The sequence below is a fragment of the Corynebacterium sp. HMSC074A09 genome (assembly GCF_001811545.1).
Taxonomy (GTDB): Bacteria; Actinomycetota; Actinomycetes; order Mycobacteriales; family Mycobacteriaceae; genus Corynebacterium; species Corynebacterium hiratae.
Genome location: NZ_KV805150.1, coordinates 61,919 through 79,376 on the forward strand (window position 1 = coordinate 61,919; position 17,458 = coordinate 79,376).

General features: G+C 63.5%; 20 protein-coding genes. 17 read left to right on the forward strand and 3 right to left on the reverse strand.

Features of this window, described 5'->3' with window-relative positions; genetic code table 11:
- Positions 1-7: 7 nt before the first annotated feature.
- From HMPREF2807_RS06775 to HMPREF2807_RS06790, 4 genes are all read left to right on the forward strand, one after another.
- A complete protein-coding gene (locus tag HMPREF2807_RS06775) occupies positions 8-319 on the forward strand; it encodes a hypothetical protein (protein ID WP_053089098.1) in 312 nt (103 codons plus the stop codon).
- Entirely contained in the window at positions 319-2,052 is a 1,734-nt protein-coding gene (locus HMPREF2807_RS06780) for a zinc metalloprotease (protein ID WP_070511349.1), read from the forward strand. Before HMPREF2807_RS06775 ends, HMPREF2807_RS06780 begins: the two co-directional genes overlap by 1 nt.
- The gene (locus HMPREF2807_RS06785; protein ID WP_046648430.1) at positions 2,052-2,324 is read left to right on the forward strand and encodes a hypothetical protein; all 273 of its coding nucleotides are present in this window, start codon (positions 2,052-2,054) and stop codon (positions 2,322-2,324) included. Before HMPREF2807_RS06780 ends, HMPREF2807_RS06785 begins: the two co-directional genes overlap by 1 nt.
- A 98-nt stretch (positions 2,325-2,422) precedes the next feature.
- Complete coding sequence (locus HMPREF2807_RS06790) at positions 2,423-2,647, forward strand: hypothetical protein (protein WP_046648429.1); 225 nt, start codon at positions 2,423-2,425, stop codon at positions 2,645-2,647.
- A 55-nt stretch (positions 2,648-2,702) separates the two neighbouring features.
- Here HMPREF2807_RS06790 and HMPREF2807_RS06795 read toward each other — a convergent pair whose 3' ends face one another.
- Positions 2,703-3,536 (reverse strand): dienelactone hydrolase family protein, encoded by an 834-nt coding sequence (locus HMPREF2807_RS06795; RefSeq protein ID WP_070511351.1) that lies wholly within the window; start codon positions 3,534-3,536, stop codon positions 2,703-2,705.
- A gap of 121 nt (positions 3,537-3,657) precedes the next feature.
- Here HMPREF2807_RS06795 and glmS point away from each other — a divergent pair, with 121 nt between their 5' ends.
- The 11 genes from glmS to groL all read left to right on the forward strand — a co-directional run bounded on the left by glmS (position 3,658) and on the right by groL (position 14,421).
- The gene (gene glmS / locus HMPREF2807_RS06800) at positions 3,658-5,529 is read left to right on the forward strand and encodes a glutamine--fructose-6-phosphate transaminase (isomerizing) (RefSeq protein ID WP_070511354.1); all 1,872 of its coding nucleotides are present in this window, start codon (positions 3,658-3,660) and stop codon (positions 5,527-5,529) included.
- 31 nt (positions 5,530-5,560) lie between these two features.
- Complete coding sequence (gene alr, locus HMPREF2807_RS06805) at positions 5,561-6,661, forward strand: alanine racemase (RefSeq protein ID WP_175973961.1); 1,101 nt, start codon at positions 5,561-5,563, stop codon at positions 6,659-6,661.
- Complete coding sequence (gene tsaE, locus HMPREF2807_RS06810) at positions 6,651-7,115, forward strand: tRNA (adenosine(37)-N6)-threonylcarbamoyltransferase complex ATPase subunit type 1 TsaE (protein ID WP_046648424.1); 465 nt, start codon at positions 6,651-6,653, stop codon at positions 7,113-7,115. Before alr ends, tsaE begins: the two co-directional genes overlap by 11 nt.
- 1 nt (position 7,116) lies before the next feature.
- Positions 7,117-8,709 carry an aspartate:alanine exchanger family transporter gene (locus tag HMPREF2807_RS06815; RefSeq protein ID WP_070511356.1) on the forward strand — a complete coding sequence of 531 codons (1,593 nt, stop codon included), beginning with the start codon at positions 7,117-7,119 and terminating at the stop codon, positions 8,707-8,709.
- A gap of 98 nt (positions 8,710-8,807) precedes the next feature.
- On the forward strand, positions 8,808-9,353 hold the full coding sequence (locus tag HMPREF2807_RS06820) for a hypothetical protein (RefSeq protein WP_046648423.1): 546 nt from the start codon (positions 8,808-8,810) through the stop codon (positions 9,351-9,353).
- A complete protein-coding gene (gene tsaB / locus HMPREF2807_RS06825) occupies positions 9,353-10,045 on the forward strand; it encodes a tRNA (adenosine(37)-N6)-threonylcarbamoyltransferase complex dimerization subunit type 1 TsaB (protein WP_070511358.1) in 693 nt (230 codons plus the stop codon). The genes HMPREF2807_RS06820 and tsaB overlap by 1 nt, the downstream gene beginning before the upstream one ends.
- Entirely contained in the window at positions 10,042-10,527 is a 486-nt protein-coding gene (rimI, locus tag HMPREF2807_RS06830) for a ribosomal protein S18-alanine N-acetyltransferase (protein ID WP_046648421.1), read from the forward strand. The genes tsaB and rimI overlap by 4 nt, the downstream gene beginning before the upstream one ends.
- The gene (tsaD, locus tag HMPREF2807_RS06835; protein ID WP_070511360.1) at positions 10,521-11,570 is read left to right on the forward strand and encodes a tRNA (adenosine(37)-N6)-threonylcarbamoyltransferase complex transferase subunit TsaD; all 1,050 of its coding nucleotides are present in this window, start codon (positions 10,521-10,523) and stop codon (positions 11,568-11,570) included. The genes rimI and tsaD overlap by 7 nt, the downstream gene beginning before the upstream one ends.
- 138 nt (positions 11,571-11,708) lie before the next feature.
- Positions 11,709-12,137, forward strand: a complete 429-nt coding sequence (locus tag HMPREF2807_RS06840; protein WP_049157036.1) for a hypothetical protein — start codon at positions 11,709-11,711, stop codon at positions 12,135-12,137.
- 361 nt (positions 12,138-12,498) lie between these two features.
- Positions 12,499-12,792, forward strand: a complete 294-nt coding sequence (gene groES, locus HMPREF2807_RS06845) for a co-chaperone GroES (RefSeq protein WP_049157108.1) — start codon at positions 12,499-12,501, stop codon at positions 12,790-12,792.
- A 12-nt stretch (positions 12,793-12,804) separates the two neighbouring features.
- Positions 12,805-14,421, forward strand: a complete 1,617-nt coding sequence (gene groL / locus HMPREF2807_RS06850) for a chaperonin GroEL (protein ID WP_070511362.1) — start codon at positions 12,805-12,807, stop codon at positions 14,419-14,421.
- A 289-nt stretch (positions 14,422-14,710) separates the two neighbouring features.
- Here groL and HMPREF2807_RS06855 read toward each other — a convergent pair whose 3' ends face one another.
- Positions 14,711-15,010 (reverse strand): WhiB family transcriptional regulator, encoded by a 300-nt coding sequence (locus HMPREF2807_RS06855; protein WP_046648418.1) that lies wholly within the window; start codon positions 15,008-15,010, stop codon positions 14,711-14,713.
- A 350-nt stretch (positions 15,011-15,360) separates the two neighbouring features.
- Between HMPREF2807_RS06855 and HMPREF2807_RS06860 the strand changes: the two genes are divergently transcribed.
- Both HMPREF2807_RS06860 and HMPREF2807_RS06865 read left to right on the forward strand, forming a co-directional pair.
- Positions 15,361-15,978 (forward strand): sigma-70 family RNA polymerase sigma factor, encoded by a 618-nt coding sequence (locus HMPREF2807_RS06860; RefSeq protein WP_070511364.1) that lies wholly within the window; start codon positions 15,361-15,363, stop codon positions 15,976-15,978.
- Positions 15,979-16,070: 92 nt separating this feature from the next.
- A complete protein-coding gene (locus HMPREF2807_RS06865; RefSeq protein WP_046648415.1) occupies positions 16,071-16,913 on the forward strand; it encodes a hypothetical protein in 843 nt (280 codons plus the stop codon).
- Positions 16,914-17,002: 89 nt separating this feature from the next.
- On the opposite strand, the gene HMPREF2807_RS06870 is transcribed toward HMPREF2807_RS06865, so the two are convergent.
- A complete protein-coding gene (locus tag HMPREF2807_RS06870; RefSeq protein ID WP_046648414.1) occupies positions 17,003-17,377 on the reverse strand; it encodes a DUF5319 domain-containing protein in 375 nt (124 codons plus the stop codon).
- Between the last annotated feature and the right edge of the window lie 81 nt (positions 17,378-17,458).

Sequence of the window (17,458 nt, forward strand, 5' to 3'; positions counted from 1 at the left end):
GGCGCACATGCCCGACGTATTTTTTGATGAGGAGGAAGCCACGCGGCTTCTCGACGACGTCATGGACCAAGCCCGCGCCCAAAGTGACGCACACCGCGGGGACAGACCGAGCTTTGCCCCGTCTTCTGCGGGGCGGGATTTTAGCGGGCATGGGGCGCAGATTCAGGCGTTGTTGAGTCGGCTACACGAGCGCGGTGCGTGGCGCTTGGAGAACATATCGGCCACCGCGGGCGCCGCGCGTGAGCAGGTGCGGGCGTTTGGCGACGTCGACCGTGGCCTCGCTGGCCAATTCGGCAGCCAGGAAACGGGGGCGAACTGATGTCCACGATGATCAAGTCGCTCTTGGGCGATTATTCACAGGTAGTCTCCCAGTTTCAGGCTGCGAGCCTTGGCGGCTACTCCGGTCCCAGCACACCGATTGATTTGTTGGGGGACATGGTGGGTTCCGTCGACGGGATCAACCCAGGAGAGCTCGTGACGCATACCGCGTCGGCGATGGGCGCGCGACGTCCACTGCGCGGCGGCAATGGTCTGCGGGATTTCCTCCTTGGCACGGTGCTGTCGCTGGCTGGGGGAGCGATCATGGATCACCTGCGCGGCGTGCAGGATGACTTTGAGAAGGAAAGGGACGAAGCCGATGATCTGGTGGAGTCCGCGCAGCAGTGCTCCGAGGCCATCGAAGACGTGGTCAGTGTTTCCGAATCTGCCGTAGCGGAGTTGATTTCTGCAGTAATTCCGCTGCTGAATATCTTGACCATGTTGCTGCAGCGGCACCCGTTGGGCAAGGCCATCGTCCCAGTTATTTCGCGCATTGGCGGTGACCTAATCGACCAGACGAATGACACCATTTCGCAAACCTGTCGGGACCGCGACACTGCCATTGAAAATTGCTACGGCGAGTTTGAAAAGCGCTGCACCGAGGTATGCGAGCGGGAGCTGCCGGAAACCCCGCCTGAGCCTGAATGCGGTTGCGAGGAGAAGCCGAAGGAGTGCCCACAACCGGATCCTGAGCCCTGTGAACCGACGAAACCTGTGAGCCCCGCAGAACCAACGGCACCGGCGCAAGCCCAGCCAACGCCACCGGCGCAAGCCCAGCCAACGCCACCGGCGTCGGCAGAGCAGCCCCCTGCACCGCAGCAACCAGTCGAGCCGGAACCAGACAAACCGGTGGCACCGCCAGAAAAACCTGCGCCAACCCAGCCCGCAGGGGTTTCGGAAGAAGAATGCCCGCCGGCTGAGGATAAGCCTCGGCCAGCGAAACCGAACACGCCGCATACCGTGCCGACTGAGCCCACAGCGCAAGCGCAGCCTACACCCGATTCCACCGCAACAGAAGAAGAGCACAAGCCGTGCGGGTGCCACGCGGAGAAGGAGGAGCAGCAGCCTTGTACCTGCACTGAGCAGCTGCGCGACGTGGGAACCACCACGCCGGCCGACGCCGGGATTGACGTGCCGACCGCACCCGTGCAGGCGGAGGTGACTGATTGCCCAGAGGAGGCGGTGCAGGAAGTCGAAGAGGTCGAGGAGCCTGACGAGCCTGTAGTAGCTGAAGACTGTGAGGAAGAAAGCGGCGAGAGTCCTAACGCGGAATCCTGTGAGTGTAAGCCGGAGGAATCCTGCTGCGGAAGTCTGGGCATCCTAGGCGTAGGAGTTGCCATTCTGGGGCTTGGGCTGCTGGCTGAAGCCGCCGTGGATTTCATTGAGAATCTGCCGGAGCCTGAGCTGGAACCTGCGCCTGAGCCAGAACCAGAGCCGAAGCCGGAACCAGAGCCGGGACCACCACCGGCGCCAGAACCAGCCCCGGACAACGGAGTCACGCCACCACCGCCAGAGCTCACTAACGTTCCGGAGCCAGAAGCTCCACCGGAGAAGCTGGCGCACATGCAGGCAGCGGAAGCGCCGGCACCGGTGCCAGCCCCTGAACCGCCCCCTGAGCCAGCTCCTGGGCCGGCTCCCGGCGCGGGAGCCGCACCAGAAATGAAGCCGGAAACGGCACCGGAAGAAAGCTCAGATTCCCCATCCGTACAGGCGCGAAAGGCAGGGCAGTGGTAATGCCGCACAATGATTTCGATGAGTTCGCACGCGGATTCCGTGAGCGCACAGCCGCACGGCTGTTGGAGTTTGAGAAAGCGATGGCCAAGGCACAGGACGAGCTCGAGAAGTCCGCTCAGCGCGCGGCCCAAGCCCAAGCGCACACACATGCGCCGCACACACATACGCCGGGGCGAAACCCAGAGTCCAGGGGCGTGCCGCATAGTCAAGCGCAGGGGCAGGGCCGGGGCCGTCCGCGCGGTCAGGTGCAGTCGGTGCTCAGGCGCAGCTGAAGCAGCAGCGAGAAACAAGTCTGGTTCCTCGCAGCCACAGGTGATACCGTGAGGTGACTGCCTACTGCACGTATCAACCAGGGTGAGGAGAATGCCGCATGACAACAGTGCCTTGGCTTCATGACGTCCTGTGGGGCGTTCTTCCCATGCTGTACCTCTTGGTGGCTTTTGTTGTGCTTGGCATTGAGATTAAATTCGACAGAGAAATGTCCCACATAAAGCTGTGGACGGCCGCTCAGTTGCTTCTGCCGGGCATTGCACTTATTGCCTGGTATTTTCTTGAAGTCCCTAAGCTAAAACAACTACAGCAGGACGACAACTGATCGTCCTGCTGTAGTTAGGAAAAGCCGCGCTGTGAAGCGCTATTTCGTTGGAGCTTTATTTGCTGTACTCAAAGCCGGCGCGTTGAGCCAGGTCCTCGCCGGTGAAGCTCTCAACGCCCTTCGCGGAGGCGTCGGCATCCGCAAAGCCGTCATACTTGGATTCGCCAGCCAGGGTGGAAAGGAAGAAGCCGGTCACAAGGCCGCGGGCGGTCTCGACTGCGGAGCCCTGGAAGAAGCCGGAACCGAGCGCCAACTTGAAAAACTTATCCTCGCTGAAACCGGACTGCGTGCCCTTGGCAATCTCCCGGTAGGCCACCGGTCCGCCCCACGCGTTGGCCAGCTTTGCGGGGTTGCCGGCGCGGAAGATGTCATCCTGGCCCGCGCCGATAACGAGGCCGCGTGCCTTGACGGAGCGGGCAGCTTGAACGGCGGATGGTGAGGTATCAGCAGGGTAGAGGGCTGCGACGGCGCGGACCTTCGGGTTATCCACGGCAGCCAAGGTGGCTACGCCGCCTCCCATGCCGTGGCCGAAAACGCCCAGCTTGGAAGCGGACACCGAAATCTTGCCAGCGCCCAGCCTAACGCCGGCGGCAATCTGCAAAGCCGATTCGAGGTCGGCAGCCAGGTTACGGTGCTTGGCAAACACACCAGTCTCCGTATCGGGAGCAACCACCACGATGCCCCAGCTGGCTAGGTGGCGCAGAGTGGCGTGGTAGTCCTTGACGTTCTTCGTCCAGTCGTGAGCAAACGCCACGGCGGGCAGGCCCTTGCCTTCAGCAGGGGTGTAGACCTTGCCTTCTAGCCCTGCATAAGACAGGTCCCCAACGAGGACGCGGTGCGGGCCGCGCTTGGACAACGTACCGAGATGCTTCTTCAAATTCGCAGACACGCTTTACAGAATAGAGGAAAGCGTAGACAAAGAGGTGGACATGTACCAGATAGGTGGGGGAAGGTTTTAAGCACGATCCTTGCGGTTCGGCACGATAAATCATGCTGTAAAATTCCGTTCCATGTGTGGAATCGTTGGATACATTGGCCATAACACCGATGGTCGTGAGTACTTTGCCCTCGACGTTGTGCTGGAGGGCCTGCGCCGATTGGAGTATCGCGGCTATGACTCAGCAGGCGTCGCAATGTACGCCGATGGGGAGATCTCCTGGCGCAAAAAGGCTGGAAAGGTCGCTGCGCTGGAAGCTGAAATCGCTGCGCGCCCGCTGAAGGATTCCGTCTTGGGCATTGGGCACACCCGCTGGGCAACCCACGGTGGTCCAACCGATCTGAACGCCCACCCGCACGTCGTGGACGGCGGCAAGCTCGCCGTCGTGCACAACGGCATCATCGAGAACTTCGCCGAGCTTAAGAGCGAGCTGGAGGCCAAGGGCCATAACTTCGTGTCCGAGACCGACACCGAGGTAGCCGCCACCCTTCTGGCAGATGTGTTCCACAATGAGGCCGGCGGCGACCTCACCAAGGCTATGCAGCTGACCGGCAAGCGCCTGGAAGGCGCGTTCACCCTCTTGGCTATTCATGCCGAGCAGGCCGATCGCATCGTGGCTGCGCGCCGCGATTCGCCGCTGGTCATCGGCTTGGGTGAGGGGGAGAACTTCCTCGGCTCGGATGTCTCCGGCTTCATCGACTACACCAAGTCCGCCGTGGAGATGGACAACGACCAGGTCGTCACCATCACCGCGGATGACATCGAGATCACCGACTACGACGGCAACCCCGCCCAGGGCAAGCCTTTCGAGATCAAGTGGGATGCCGCCGCTGCCGAAAAGGGCGGCTTCAACTCCTTCATGGAGAAGGAAATCCACGACCAGCCAGCAGCAGTGCGCGATACGCTGCTCGGCCGCCTCGACGAGACCGGCAACCTGGTCCTCGATGAGATCCGCATTGAGGAGTCGGTGCTCAAGTCCATCGACAAGATCATCGTCATCGCCTGCGGCACCGCCGCTTATGCCGGCCACGTCGCGCGCTACGCCATCGAGCACTGGTGCCGCATCCCGTGTGAGGTGGAGCTGGCCCACGAGTTCCGCTACCGCGATCCCATTGTCAACGAGAAGACCCTGGTCGTGGCCCTGTCACAGTCGGGCGAGACCATGGATACCCTCATGGCAGTGCGCCACGCCCGCCAGCAGGGCGCCAAGGTGATTGCTATTTGCAACACCCAGGGTTCCTCCATTCCGCGCGAGTCCGACGCCGCCCTCTACACCCACGCCGGCCCGGAGATCGCCGTGGCCTCCACCAAGGCCTTCCTGGCACAGATCACCGCGACCTACCTGCTGGGCCTCTACCTAGCACGCCTGCGCGGCAACATGTTCTCCGATGAGGTCAATTCCGTCCTGGATGACCTGCGTGCGATGCCGGATAAGGTCCAGGCAGTCATCGACAACGAAAAGCAGGTCTACGATCTGGCCACTGCCATGGAGAACGCTAAGTCGGTGCTCTTCTTGGGCCGCCACGTCGGTTTCCCGGTCGCACTGGAGGGCGCGCTCAAGCTCAAGGAGATTGCCTACCTGCACGCGGAGGGCTTCGCCGCCGGCGAGCTCAAGCACGGCCCGATCGCGCTCATCGAGGAGGGCCAGCCGGTCTTCGTCATCGTGCCTTCCCCGCGCGGCCGCGATTCCCTGCACGCCAAGGTTGTCTCCAACATCCAGGAGATCCGCGCCCGCGGCGCTATCACCATCGTCATCGCGGAAGAGGGCGACGAGGCGGTCGAGGCCTACGCCAACCACATCATCCGCATCCCGCAGGCGCCGACGCTGATGCAGCCGCTGCTGGCTACCGTTCCGCTGCAGATTTTCGCCTGCGGTGTGGCCACCGCCAAGGGCTATGACGTGGACCAGCCGCGTAACCTTGCGAAGTCGGTGACCGTCGAATAGCGCTGAGCCCTCAAGTGGCACAATGGTGGGTATGTTAAAAACCACCGTTGACCTCAACGCTATTGCCCACAATGTTGCTCGCGTGAAGGAGGCGGTGGCCCCGGCCCGCCTCATGTGCGTGGTCAAGGCGGACGCGTACGGGCACGGTGCGCAGCGCTGCGCACCGGTCATGGCGAAGGCGGGGGCAGACGCCTTCGGGGTGGCCACGCTCGTCGAGGCCGTGGAGTTGCGAGGCGTCATCGAGGACCTTCCCATCGCCGCGTGGCTGTGGGAGCCAACGGAGGACCTCGCCCCAGCCCTTGCCGCTGGTATTCAGATCGGCATCCCATCTTTGATGCACGCACGAGCCCTCATCGAGGCTGCCGAAGCGCCCACCGAAGCCTTCGTGATGGTGGAAACGGGGATGCACCGGTCGGGCGTCGACAAGCATGCGTGGCAGGAGACCTTCCGCCTGCTTGCCGACGCCCCCCACATCACCGTCCTAGGCCTCATGTCCCACTTTGCCTGTGCGGACGAGCCGGAGCACCCGCACAATGATCATCAGGAGGCGGAATTCCGCCAGGCCCTAGCGCTTGCACGCGAGGTGGGGCTGGAGTGCCCGCTGAACCACCTGGCCAATTCGCCGGCGGCATTGACTCGCCCCTCAGCACGTTTTGAACAAGTGCGCGCCGGTGTGGCCCTGTACGGGCTTGAACCGGTGGCCGGGCTCGACCATGGGCTGGAACCAGCCATGACGTGGGAGGCTTCCGTTGTTGCTGTGAAGCCGATTTCGGCGGGGGAGTCCACATGCTATGGCCTGACCTGGACCGCGGATAGTGACCGCGAGCTCGCCACCGTCAGCGTGGGTTATGCCGACGGGCTGCCGCGCGCCTTTCAGGGGGCGCTGCAGGTAGGCATTGGTGGCGAGTTGTACCAGCAGGTGGGGCGGGTCTGCATGGACCAGATCGTCGTCGACCTCGGCGCGAACCCTCATGGCGTGCGCGCCGGGGACACTGCCGTTATCTTTGGGCGCGGCGGTATGAGCGCTACAGAATTGGCCGCGGCCGCTGGCACCATCAACTATGAAGTGGTGTGCCGCCCCACCGGGCGCACCACGCGCACCTATTGTGAAGGAGCTAACGATGCGCAGTGATTTTCCGCACGAAGGGCGCCGTGTGGCTGCCACCCCGGAGGATGCCCAGGCCTTCGGCGAAGAGCTGGGCGCGACGCTGGAAGCAGGGGACTTGGTGATCCTCGACGGCCCCTTAGGTGCCGGGAAAACCACCTTTACGCAGGGCATTGCCCGCGGGATGCAGGTGAAGGGGCGGGTGACGTCGCCGACCTTCGTCATCGCGCGCGAGCACCCTTCCCGCGTGGGCGGGCCGACGTTGGTGCACGTGGATGCCTACCGCTTGCTCGATCATTCGGATGATCCGTTGGGGGAGCTGGACAGTCTAGACTTGGACACCGAAATCGAGGACGCCGTGGTCGTTGCCGAGTGGGGTGGGGGCTTCATGGAGCGCCTGTCCGATGCGTACCTCGCCATCACAATCAACCGCGACTCGGACGATGACGTCCGCGTCTTTACATGGAAATGGGTGAACTAACGTGCTGGCTTTTCTTGCCGAACAGCCCCTGCTGACGCTCTTTCTGATCATGGCGGTGGGACTGGCCGTGGGCAAGATCAATGTCTTCGGCATTTCGCTCGGCGCCGCCGCGGCGATGTTCGTGGCCTTGGGCTTGTCCGCGGCGAACCCGGACATCGTGGTCCCCGCCTTTGTTTATCAGTTTGGCCTGGCCATCTTCGTCTACGTTATCGGCCTGAATTTTGGCCGCAGCTTCTTCGAAGATTTCCGCCGGCGCGGTTGGAAGATGTCCATGGTGGTCATCGTCTTCTTCTTCCTGCTCGCGGGGCTGGCAACCCTAGCGATGCGCCTCTTTGATCTGGACCCCGCGATCAGCGTGGGCACGCTGGCAGGTTCGCTGAGCTCGACGCCCGGTATGGCCGCGGTCGTCGAGGCCCTGGGCGGCGATAGCACCCCGGTGGTGGGCTATTCCTTGGCCTACCCTGGCTGCATTATCGGAACCATCCTGGTGGCCGCCATCGGCGCGAAGGCGCTGCGCGTGAATCACGTTGAGGACGCCCGCGCCGAGGGCATGATTGCGGAGCCGCTGGAGTGGCGGGCGGTGCGCCTGACCCGCGACTTTGACGCAACGGTAGGGGAGCTGCAGGAGGTGACTGGCGAGCGCGTCATCGCTACCCGCCACGTCAACAATCCCCACAACCACAACCTGGCCTACCCGGAGCTGCCACTGCGCGCCGGCATGGAGCTCTTGCTCAACGGCACGGCACCAGCGCTCGATAGTGCGATTTCCCAGCTGGGTGAGGAGATCCACCTCAACCTCCACGAGGAAGATGGCCTGGTCTACCGCCGCCTGACCGTGTCCAGCCCACGTGTTGCGGGCTATCAGCTCAAGGACTTGGACACTGTCAAGGAAGGCTTCCTCATCGCGCGCGTGCGCCGCGGTGACTCCGACGTCGTGCCGAACGAGGAAACCGTCCTGCACTACTCGGACCGTGTGCGCGTCATCACCGCGCCGGGCAGGCTTGACGACGTCCGCCGTTTCCTCGGCGACTCCGAAGCCAAACTCGGCAACGTCGATCTCTTCCCCTTTGCCCTCGGCCTCTTCATTGGTCTGCTCTTCGGTGCTATCCCGATTCCGCTGCCAGGCGGCACGACGCTGTCCTTCGGCTTCGGTGGCGGCCCCATCGTCGTCGGCCTCATCCTGGGCGCGCTGGGCCGCTCGGGCCCGATTAACTGGCAGCTTCCTTTCCACGCCAAGCAGACTATCTCCACGCTGGGCTTGACCTTGTTCCTGGCGGGCGTGGGAACGTCGGCTGGCGGCCAGTTCCGCGACGCCTTGTCGGATCCGACCTCCCTGAAGTATATGGGCGTGGGTATTGTGCTGTCGCTGGTCTCCGCCATCGGCATCGTCGCGGTATCCATGCTGGTGCTGCGCCTGAAGTTTGATGAGTCGATGGGCATCGCCGCAGGCATGACCACGAACCCGGCGATCATGGCCTACCTCAACCCCCAGACCGGCACCCAGCTGGCAGAGCGCGGCTATGCCACCGTGTACCCCACGGCGATGATCGGCAAGATCCTCATGTGTCAGGTCCTTGCCCTGTTGATCGTCTGATCCTTTTCTCGGCACCGGAAGGGCCGGTCAGGGTCGCTGCAGGGCGGTCACGTAGGATATCCCCGTACTGAACTCCCTAATATTAGGAGCACATCCCCATGAATAAAATCGGCCAATTCATCACGACCGTCGTCATCGGCGGCTTTGCCATCGTCCTTGGCTTGCTCATCGCGCTGTCCATGACCCGTTCGCCGGAGGAGCCTTCCTCGACGTTGGGTGAAACCTTGGACACGTACCCGAAGAACCTGAGCTTCTCCGCGCTCTTGGTCCCCGACGTCTACGGCCAGGATTGGATTGCCGGTCTCGTCGTCTGCCCGGGTGCTACGGAGCAGCAGCTTGGGGAAGGCGGCGTGGATGTCGCCGGTATCGACTTTGTCGACGGCAAGGTGGCGGAGGATGAGAACTACTTTGTCACCGTCAGCGTCAATCAGGAGTACCAGGTGGAGAAGCTGAACCGCTCCCAGGTGGACCTCTGCTCCGGCGTCCTCGAGCAGGTGGAGATGGCCAAGGCCCAGGGCCAGGACGCTCCGCCGCTGCGCGGCATCCAGCCGGGCGAGCCGCTGCAGTTCCTGCGCGGTGATGACCAGATGTTGCAGCAGGGCGCTGACAATGAGGACGCTCCTGCCTGGCAGTTCGTGGGCTAATGAAGGTCCTCGCACTCGATACCGCCACCACGGATCTGGTCACGGGCATCGTTGACACCGACACTGGCGACAGCATCGACCGCGTCATCAGCGGTACGCGCGCCCACAATGAGCAGCTCATCCCTACCATCGAGGAGCTGCTTGCCGACGCCTCCCTGACCTACCCAGATCTCTCCGCCATCGTCGTGGGCACGGGGCCCGGACCATTTACCGGCCTGCGCGTGGGCATGGCCACCGCCTCCGCGTTGGGCGTGGCCCTCCACCTGCCCGTGCATGGCGTGTGCACCTTGGATGCCATCGCGCATGGTCGAATGGGGGAGTGGCTGGTGGCCATCGACGCTCGCCGCAAAGAGGTCTACTGGGCCACCTATGACGAAGGGGAGCGCCGTAGCGGCCCGAACGTATCGAAGCCGGAATCCCTCGATCTGAGCACCGCCGGACTTTCGAGTCCGGAGAGCACGCGCCTAGTGTTCCCAGAGTCCATCGCCCCGCGTTTGCCGGAAGGTATCGCTGACCTTCCCCGCGAGTGGGCCACACCGCGCGCCGCGGGTTTGGTGGCCTGCGCTGATCTGTCCGCTGAACCCGCGCCACTCGTCCCGCTCTACCTTCGCCGTCCCGATGCCGTGGAGCCACAGGCCAAGCCGCGCTCGGCCGCGCTCGTCGGCGGCATCGAGGACACTCCCGAATCATGAGGCTGCGCCCACTGACCCCCGCGGACGCGCCGCGCTGCGCCGAGCTGGAAAAGGTACTCTTCCCCGGCGAACACCCATGGCCGGCGCATGCCTTCGAGCAGGAAATCGCGGCGGGCCACACCACCTACTGGGCGGTTGACGCAAGCGACGACCACAACGACAACCGCGCGGAAGTTCTCGGTTACGCCGGCGTGGGACGGATGGGGCCCGCTGCCTGGCCGGAGTACGAAATCCACACCATCGGTGTCGACCCTGCCGCCCAACGGCAGGGCATCGCGCGGCTGATGATGGACGCCATCGTCGAGCTTGCAGATTCCCACGACGCGCCCATCTTCCTCGAAGTGCGCGTGGGCAACGATCCGGCCATCCGCCTCTACGAGGCCTATGATTTTGTCATCAACGGCCTGCGCCGCAACTACTATCAGCCCTCCGGCGCGGACGCCCACACCATGTACCGACCACGAAAGAGTGAGAGATGTTAATCCTCGGCATCGAGTCCTCCTGCGACGAAACCGGCGTGGGCATCATCGAGCTGTCTGAGAACGGACACATGGAGATCCGCGCCGACGTCGTCGCCTCCTCCATGGAACAGCACGCGCGCTTCGGCGGCGTGGTTCCGGAGATTGCCTCCCGCGCCCACCTCGAAGCCATGCCGCAGGTGATGAAGGCGGCGTTGGAGGAGGCAGGCATCGAGAAGCCAGATGCAGTGGCTGCCACCGTGGGGCCCGGACTGGCCGGCGCGCTCCTCGTCGGGGCGTCGGCAGCCAAGGCCTTTGCTTCCGCGTGGGGCGTGCCTTTCTACGGCGTCAACCACCTCGGCGGGCACGTCGCGGTGGCCAACCTCGAGGGCGAGGAGCTGCCGCACTCGGTGGCGCTGCTCGTCTCTGGCGGTCACACGCAGCTGCTCGAGGTGGAGGCCGTGGGCAAACCCATGAAGGAGCTGGGAACCACGCTTGACGACGCAGCCGGCGAAGCCTACGACAAAGTTTCCCGCCTCCTGGGGTTGGGGTATCCGGGAGGGCCGGTCATCGATAAGCTGGCCGTCCAAGGAAAGCCCACCATCGACCTGCCGCGAGGTTTGTCCAAGGCCGAGGACCTGCGCGGGCCCAACCGCCACAATTTCTCCTTCTCGGGACTCAAGACGGCGGTGGCACGCCACGTGGAAAAGGCCGAGCGCGAGGGCACCACGGTCCAGGTTGAGGACCTGTGCGCTTCCTTCCAGGAGGCGGTGGCCGATGTGCTTACCGCCAAGGCCGTGCGCGCCTGCCAGGACACCGGCGCTAAGGTGCTGCTGCTCGGTGGCGGCGTGGCGGCGAACTCGCGCCTGCGCGCCTTGGCGGCGAAGCGCTGCGAATCTGCGGGCATCGAGCTGCGCGTGCCGCGTTTCAAGCTGTGCACCGACAATGGCGTGATGATCGCCGCGGTGGCTGCCCAGCTCATCCACGAAGGCGCTGAACCTTCCGGTCTGGCGTGTGGGACCGATACGCAGCTTGAGGTGGAAGTCCCCCTCGTCGCCGCGCGTTAGCGGATTCGTGCCGCGCTCTGTGCTGTCGAGGCTGAGACGCGGGTCGCCACCGCGCTCTAGCGGATGCGCAACCCCCAGGGTGCCGGTAGTGTGATGACCGATAATCGTCCGGCTCACACACAAGGAGCTCACACCGCTATGACCACTGGTTTCCTCGTTAACCCTGACCTGTCCCGTCGCATCATCGAGTTTGAGCTCGAACAGGCAAATCAATTCCTCGGTGGTACCACCGAGGATCGCGTTTCCGTGGCCTTCCAGGATGATGGCCAGACTTACGCGGCGCTGTTTAACCCGAACGCGAAGGCTGACGACGCCGACCCGAACCCAGTGGCCTCCCTGGCCCGCAACGCCGCCGCTACCGGAAACTCCGCTTTCCTGCAGGACCCGATCCGCTCCATCTGCGGCCCGGTCATCTTCGTCACTGCCGACGGCGACGACAAGAACATCGACGAGGTCGTCGAGGCCGTTGAGCACGGTATCCGCGCGGTGAAGAACTACCGCGAGGACAACCCGGAGGAATACAACCTGTGGCGCGCGGCCGTCATCAACTCCGATAAGCAGGTTTAAATCCCTAACTCCCATAGACAGGCCGAGGGAGCGTTAGCGCAGCCCTCAGGAACCCAAGGACGCGACGGCTCGTCTCGAGCCCGAGCGTCTTTGGAGGTTTTCGGGTCTCTCTCCGGTTCTATTGGCCGAGGTTGCGGCGGGAATCATGACAACTCTCGCGCGCGCGAGGGCGGCGTTCGCGGAGGGCGAACGGGTTGGCGGCCCGGGCTGTTGAGGGCTAGCAGTCGCGAGGGTAGAGTGCTAGGCAGGTTGTTTTGACCCACAGTTGTTCACCCGCGACGACGGCTGTGCTGGGCTACCCACAACCGGCACACGCGCGTCCACGTGGGCGCGCATTAAGAACACTTTGGAGGAAATCATCATGGCAAACATCAAGCCGCTGGAGGACAAGGTCCTCGTCCAGATCGTTGAAGCTGAGACCACCACTGCGTCCGGCCTGGTTATCCCGGACTCCGCGAAGGAGAAGCCGCAGGAGGCCACCGTCGTAGCCGTCGGTCCGGGCCGCACCAACGACAAGGGTGAGGTTATCCCGGTTGGCGTTAACGAGGGTGACACCGTCATCTTCTCCAAGTACGGCGGCACCGAGCTGAAGTACGACGGCCAGGAGTACCTCCTGCTGTCCGCTCGTGATCTGCTCGCTGTCATCGAGAAGTAGGCGATTAACCCTATGCCAAAACTGATTGCATTTGACCAGGAGGCCCGCGAGGGCATCCAGCGCGGCGTTGACACGCTTGCCGACGCCGTCAAGGTCACCCTCGGCCCCCGCGGCCGCAACGTCGTGCTGTTCAAGGCTTTCGGTGGCCCGACCGTCACGAATGACGGCGTCACCATCGCCCGCGACATTGACCTCGACGATCCTTTTGAGAACCTCGGCGCCCAGCTGGTGAAGTCCGTGGCCGTCAAGACCAACGACATCGCCGGTGACGGCACCACCACCGCCACCTTGCTGGCCCAGGCACTCGTCTTCGAAGGCCTGCGCAACGTTGCTGCCGGCGCTAACCCGGTGGAGCTCAACAAGGGCATCGCCGCGGCGGCTGAGAAGGTCGTCGAGGAGCTCAAGAAGCGCGCCACCCCGGTGAACTCTTCTGCGGAGATCTCCCAGGTTGCCACCGTGTCCTCCCGCGATGCGGAGGTCGGCGAGATGGTTGCCGGCGCGATGGACAAGGTGGGCAAGGACGGCGTCGTGACCGTCGAGGAGTCCCAGACCATCGAGTCCACCGTGGACGTTACTGAGGGTATTTCCTTCGACAAGGGCTACCTCTCCCCGTACTTCGCAACGGAGGAGGAGACCTACAACGCCGTGCTTGACGACGCCGCAATTCTCCTCGTCCGCAACAAGATCTCCTCCCTGCCGGACTTCTTGCCGCTGCTGGAGAAGATCGCGGAGTCCTCGCGCCCGACGCTCATTATTGCAGAGGACATCGAGGGCGAGCCGCTGCAGGCGCTCGTCGTGAACTCCATCCGCAAGGTCCTCAAGGTCGCCGCCGTGAAGTCCCCGTACTTCGGCGAGCGCCGCAAGGGCTTCATGGACGACCTGGCTGTCGTCACCGGCGCTACCGTCGTCGACCCGGAGGTTGGCATCAACCTCAAGGAGGTCGGCCCGGAGGTTCTCGGTTCTGCCCGCCGCGTCACCGTGTCCAAGGAAGACACCGTGATTGTGGATGGTGCAGGTACCGCTGAGGCCGTCGAGGAGCGCCGCGAGCAGCTGCGTCGCGAAATCGAGCGCACCGATTCCACCTGGGATAAGGAGAAGCTCGAGGAGCGTCTGGCCAAGCTCTCCGGTGGCGTTGCCGTCATCCGCGTTGGTGCCGCTACCGAGACCGAGGTCAACGAGCGCAAGCTGCGCGTCGAGGACGCCATCAACGCCGCCCGCGCGGCCGTTGAAGAGGGCGTTATCGCTGGCGGCGGCTCCGCGCTGGTTCAGATCTCCCAGGAGCTCGAGGCCTTCGCCGAGGGCTTCGAGGGCGAGGCCAAGGTAGGTGTGCTGGCCGTAGCCCGCGCGCTAACCCGCCCGGCCTACTGGATCGCTGAGAACGCCGGCTTGGATGGTTCCGTCGTCGTCGCCCGCGTTGCCGAGCAGGCCAACGGTGAAGGCTTCAACGCCGCCACCCTGGAATACGGCAACCTGCTGGAGCAGGGCATCATCGACCCGGTGAAGGTCACCCACTCCGCAGTTGTTAACGCCGCCTCCGTGGCCCGCATGGTGCTCACCACCGAGGCTTCCGTGGTGGAGAAGCCCGCCGAGGAGGAACCGGCACAGGCAGGCCACGCGCACGCCCACTAAAAGCGCGGGGAAACAACGTTTCTCCGGGAATAGCAAAGAGCTACAAGAAAAGGCCCGTCGCCCAAGCCCCGTACGTGGGGAAGGGGCTGCGGGCCTTTGTCCTGCATTCACCGGTGACTCACCGGTGAGTAACTGTTCTACGGAGCTAGCCGTGCGATCCCCTGGGATGTGGGCACGGAGTCCGGGGGTTGCCTCGACGCGAAGACTGTCGGTACGAGCGGGAAATGATGCTACCTAAAGAAACCACGCGTCTGGCCCCGTTACGGCTACGAAGCGTGAAGCGAGGGGCTTAGGCGCTGACGGTGGCGTGAGCGTCGCGCGAGCGCAGAGCTACGACGCGCTCAGATTCACTCATGCCACCCCACACGCCGTAGGGCTCGCCGGAGGCCAGGGCATGTTCGCGGCACATTTCGATGACTGGGCAGGTGTGGCAGATCGCCTTGGCGCGGCTTTCGCGCTGAGCGCGGGCGCGCCCGCGCTCGCCGTCCGGGTGGTAGAACACGTCAGAGTTTTCTCCACGGCATGCCCCGTGGAGCTGCCAATCCCAAAAGTCCGCATTCGGCCCGGGGAGCAGGAAGGACTGAGACACGTTCGATTCTCCTTAATCAAAGATAGAGCGCCCGGGTGCGCATCGTGCTGTGGGCAAGCCTTTGCACGGGGTGGCGCCCTGAGCACCGGGGCGAGGTGAGACGAGATAGAAGTGTGTCCCCCTTGGGTAAACGGCGCGTTACGCAATGCTGACATGTAGGTGTAGCAGGCCGAAAACTCTCACTTTTACCCTTGATGACCTGCACCTACATCTAAGATGAACGGTGTATGAACTTTTCTCATAGCCGTCGAAGGGTGGCGAATAGGCCCGTCGTTTCGGGTTTCAACCAAAGGTTGTGACATGATATTCGTGCAGAATATGAACTAATACACCAAGCAGAACAAGCAAGGATGACAGTGGCTACTCAAGCTACAGACGCGAGCGGCTCCTCAGCGGCGTCGAAGCGCGACAGCGATAAGGAACTAGCGGACCTCGTTCCGCTCGCTGTCGACGGTAGCCGCCGCGCCCTACAGCGCATCATGCGCATTATTCACCCGCAGGTCCTGCGCTATTGCCGCGCCCGCATCGGCGGCCACCGTCAGCCCACGGCGGAGGATGTGGCGCAGGAAATCTGCTTGGCGGTGGCGACGTCGATTGGCACGTACAAGGACAAGGGCCGCCCGTTTATGGCCTACGTGTATGGCATCGCTGCCCACAAGGTGACCGACGCCCACCGCGCCCTCAGCCGCGATCACACCCACCCCACGGACGACGTCCCGGAAGACGCCGCTGAGGACGCTACCCCCGAAGAATCCGCTCTGGTCGTGGACGGTAGTAACAGAGTGCGGGCCATGCTCGATACGTTAAGTGACAAGGCCCGGGACATTATCATTTTGCGTGTGTTTGTGGGGCTGTCGGCAGAGGAGACCGCAGAAATTGTGGAGTCCACCCCTGGCGCAGTCCGCGTGGCACAGCATCGTGCACTGGCGCAATTGCGCAAATCCCTCGACTCGCACGAGACGCAATGAACCAGCAGTGGGGCTAGCACAAGCTAGCAGTGAGCCATCGGCACTTGGCACCGATAAGTTAAGAATTTCTCTATCAAGGAAGGGAGGACATCGTGGCAAAGAAGGACCAGCCTCAGCAGGGCGTCGCTGAGCAGCTGCAGCCTTTGGTTGATGATGATGCATTCCTCACCACTCTCTCCGAAGGAACGGATCCCTCCGATGGCGGTGATGAGCTGGCAGGGCTCCTGCTGGAGTTGCGCGGGGACGTCGAAAAGCAGATGCCCCCGGCCCCGCTCATTGAAGGCGCGGACGAAGAGCCGGAGGTTATTTCCCTGGATGCGGCACGTCGCCGTCGTCGGGGCAAGCCATTCATCCACGGCCTCATCGGCGCGGCCGCAGCTACGCTGCTGATCGCGGGTAGCGGAGCGGTGGTCGTCAACGCCGGCCCGGGATCGCCGCTTTATGGCGTGAATCAGTCGCTCTTCGGCACGAACAATGAGGATGTGTCCGTAGTGGAGCTCGCTGGAACGCTCGACGAAATGGAAAAGCGTTCCGCGCAGGGAGACATGGACGGCACCCGCCAGTTGCTCGAAGAAGCCCGGAAGATGGTGGACCAGGCCAAGCGGGAACGCGAGGCAGAAGCGCCGCGTACGACGAGGCAGCAGCCCCGCGCCACGGTGACGCAGACGCAGACCGTGGAAAAGCCCGTTCCGGTGGAAGAGGAGCAGCCGCCGCAGGAGCCGGCAACCGTCACGCAGACCCAGACTGCAGTGTCCACCGTTGTGGTCACCCAGACGGTGTCGGCCGGTAACCCGCTGAACCCTCCAGCGCCTACTTACCCGGAGCCGAGCCAGCCGGGTGGTGGCGAGCAGCCAACGCCTCCGCAGGGCGGTAACTCCGACGGGGATGGTACTGGGGATAACGGCCAACTCCCGCCGCCGCAGTTCCAGCAATAAAACGCACAGAACCTCTCCTTCCCACAGCGGGGAGGAGAGGTTCTTTCGTTGTATAAGGCGCGGTACTTAATCCGCGCCAACCGCGCGCGTTAGTAGCGCGAATCCATGCCGTCGAGGTAGCCCACCGCATAATCCCACGGGACGTAGCGCATGGGGTCCGGCTCCGCGCCCGGCTCGTGGACAGGGGCGAGCTGGCCTGCCAGCGTGGCCTGCATGTTGGAGGCCATGATGTCCCACTCGTAGAAGTGGTTCTCCTCGCAGTCCTCGCAGAAAAAGAAGATGCCGTCGATGCCGCGCGGGCTGAGAACGCGCGCGAACTCTTGGACCATGGCCAGATCGTGGATGACGGCGAGACGGTCCTCTTCGGACAGCGGCTCGACGTGGTCCTCTTCCTCGAGGAAGGAAGCTGGGTCGTTGGGATCGTCCGCGAAAGGATCGCGGGGCATGTTGGCGAAAAAGTTCACGTCTGCGAGCCTATTAACTCCGTGCGCGCATAGCAATTCTCTCTCGACATCGATTCGCCCACCCACGGCTACCACTACGGG

Excerpts from the sequence above, each read along its gene's own strand:
- HMPREF2807_RS06790 (WP_046648429.1), top strand. The coding sequence starts at position 2,423 with ATGACAACAGTGCCTTGGCTTCATGACGTCCTGTGGGGCGTTCTTCCC.
- tsaB (WP_070511358.1), top strand. The coding sequence starts at position 9,353 with ATGAAGGTCCTCGCACTCGATACCGCCACCACGGATCTGGTCACGGGC.
- HMPREF2807_RS06860 (WP_070511364.1), top strand. The coding sequence starts at position 15,361 with ATGACAGTGGCTACTCAAGCTACAGACGCGAGCGGCTCCTCAGCGGCG.
- groES (WP_049157108.1), top strand. The coding sequence starts at position 12,499 with ATGGCAAACATCAAGCCGCTGGAGGACAAGGTCCTCGTCCAGATCGTT.
- HMPREF2807_RS06840 (WP_049157036.1), top strand. The coding sequence starts at position 11,709 with ATGACCACTGGTTTCCTCGTTAACCCTGACCTGTCCCGTCGCATCATC.
- HMPREF2807_RS06775 (WP_053089098.1), top strand. The coding sequence starts at position 8 with ATGCCCGACGTATTTTTTGATGAGGAGGAAGCCACGCGGCTTCTCGAC.
- alr (WP_175973961.1), top strand. The coding sequence starts at position 5,561 with ATGTTAAAAACCACCGTTGACCTCAACGCTATTGCCCACAATGTTGCT.
- groL (WP_070511362.1), top strand. The coding sequence starts at position 12,805 with ATGCCAAAACTGATTGCATTTGACCAGGAGGCCCGCGAGGGCATCCAG.
- HMPREF2807_RS06820 (WP_046648423.1), top strand. The coding sequence starts at position 8,808 with ATGAATAAAATCGGCCAATTCATCACGACCGTCGTCATCGGCGGCTTT.
- HMPREF2807_RS06785 (WP_046648430.1), top strand. The coding sequence starts at position 2,052 with ATGCCGCACAATGATTTCGATGAGTTCGCACGCGGATTCCGTGAGCGC.
- HMPREF2807_RS06780 (WP_070511349.1), top strand. The coding sequence starts at position 319 with ATGTCCACGATGATCAAGTCGCTCTTGGGCGATTATTCACAGGTAGTC.
- tsaD (WP_070511360.1), top strand. The coding sequence starts at position 10,521 with ATGTTAATCCTCGGCATCGAGTCCTCCTGCGACGAAACCGGCGTGGGC.
- tsaE (WP_046648424.1), top strand. The coding sequence starts at position 6,651 with ATGCGCAGTGATTTTCCGCACGAAGGGCGCCGTGTGGCTGCCACCCCG.
- glmS (WP_070511354.1), top strand. The coding sequence starts at position 3,658 with ATGTGTGGAATCGTTGGATACATTGGCCATAACACCGATGGTCGTGAG.
- rimI (WP_046648421.1), top strand. The coding sequence starts at position 10,042 with ATGAGGCTGCGCCCACTGACCCCCGCGGACGCGCCGCGCTGCGCCGAG.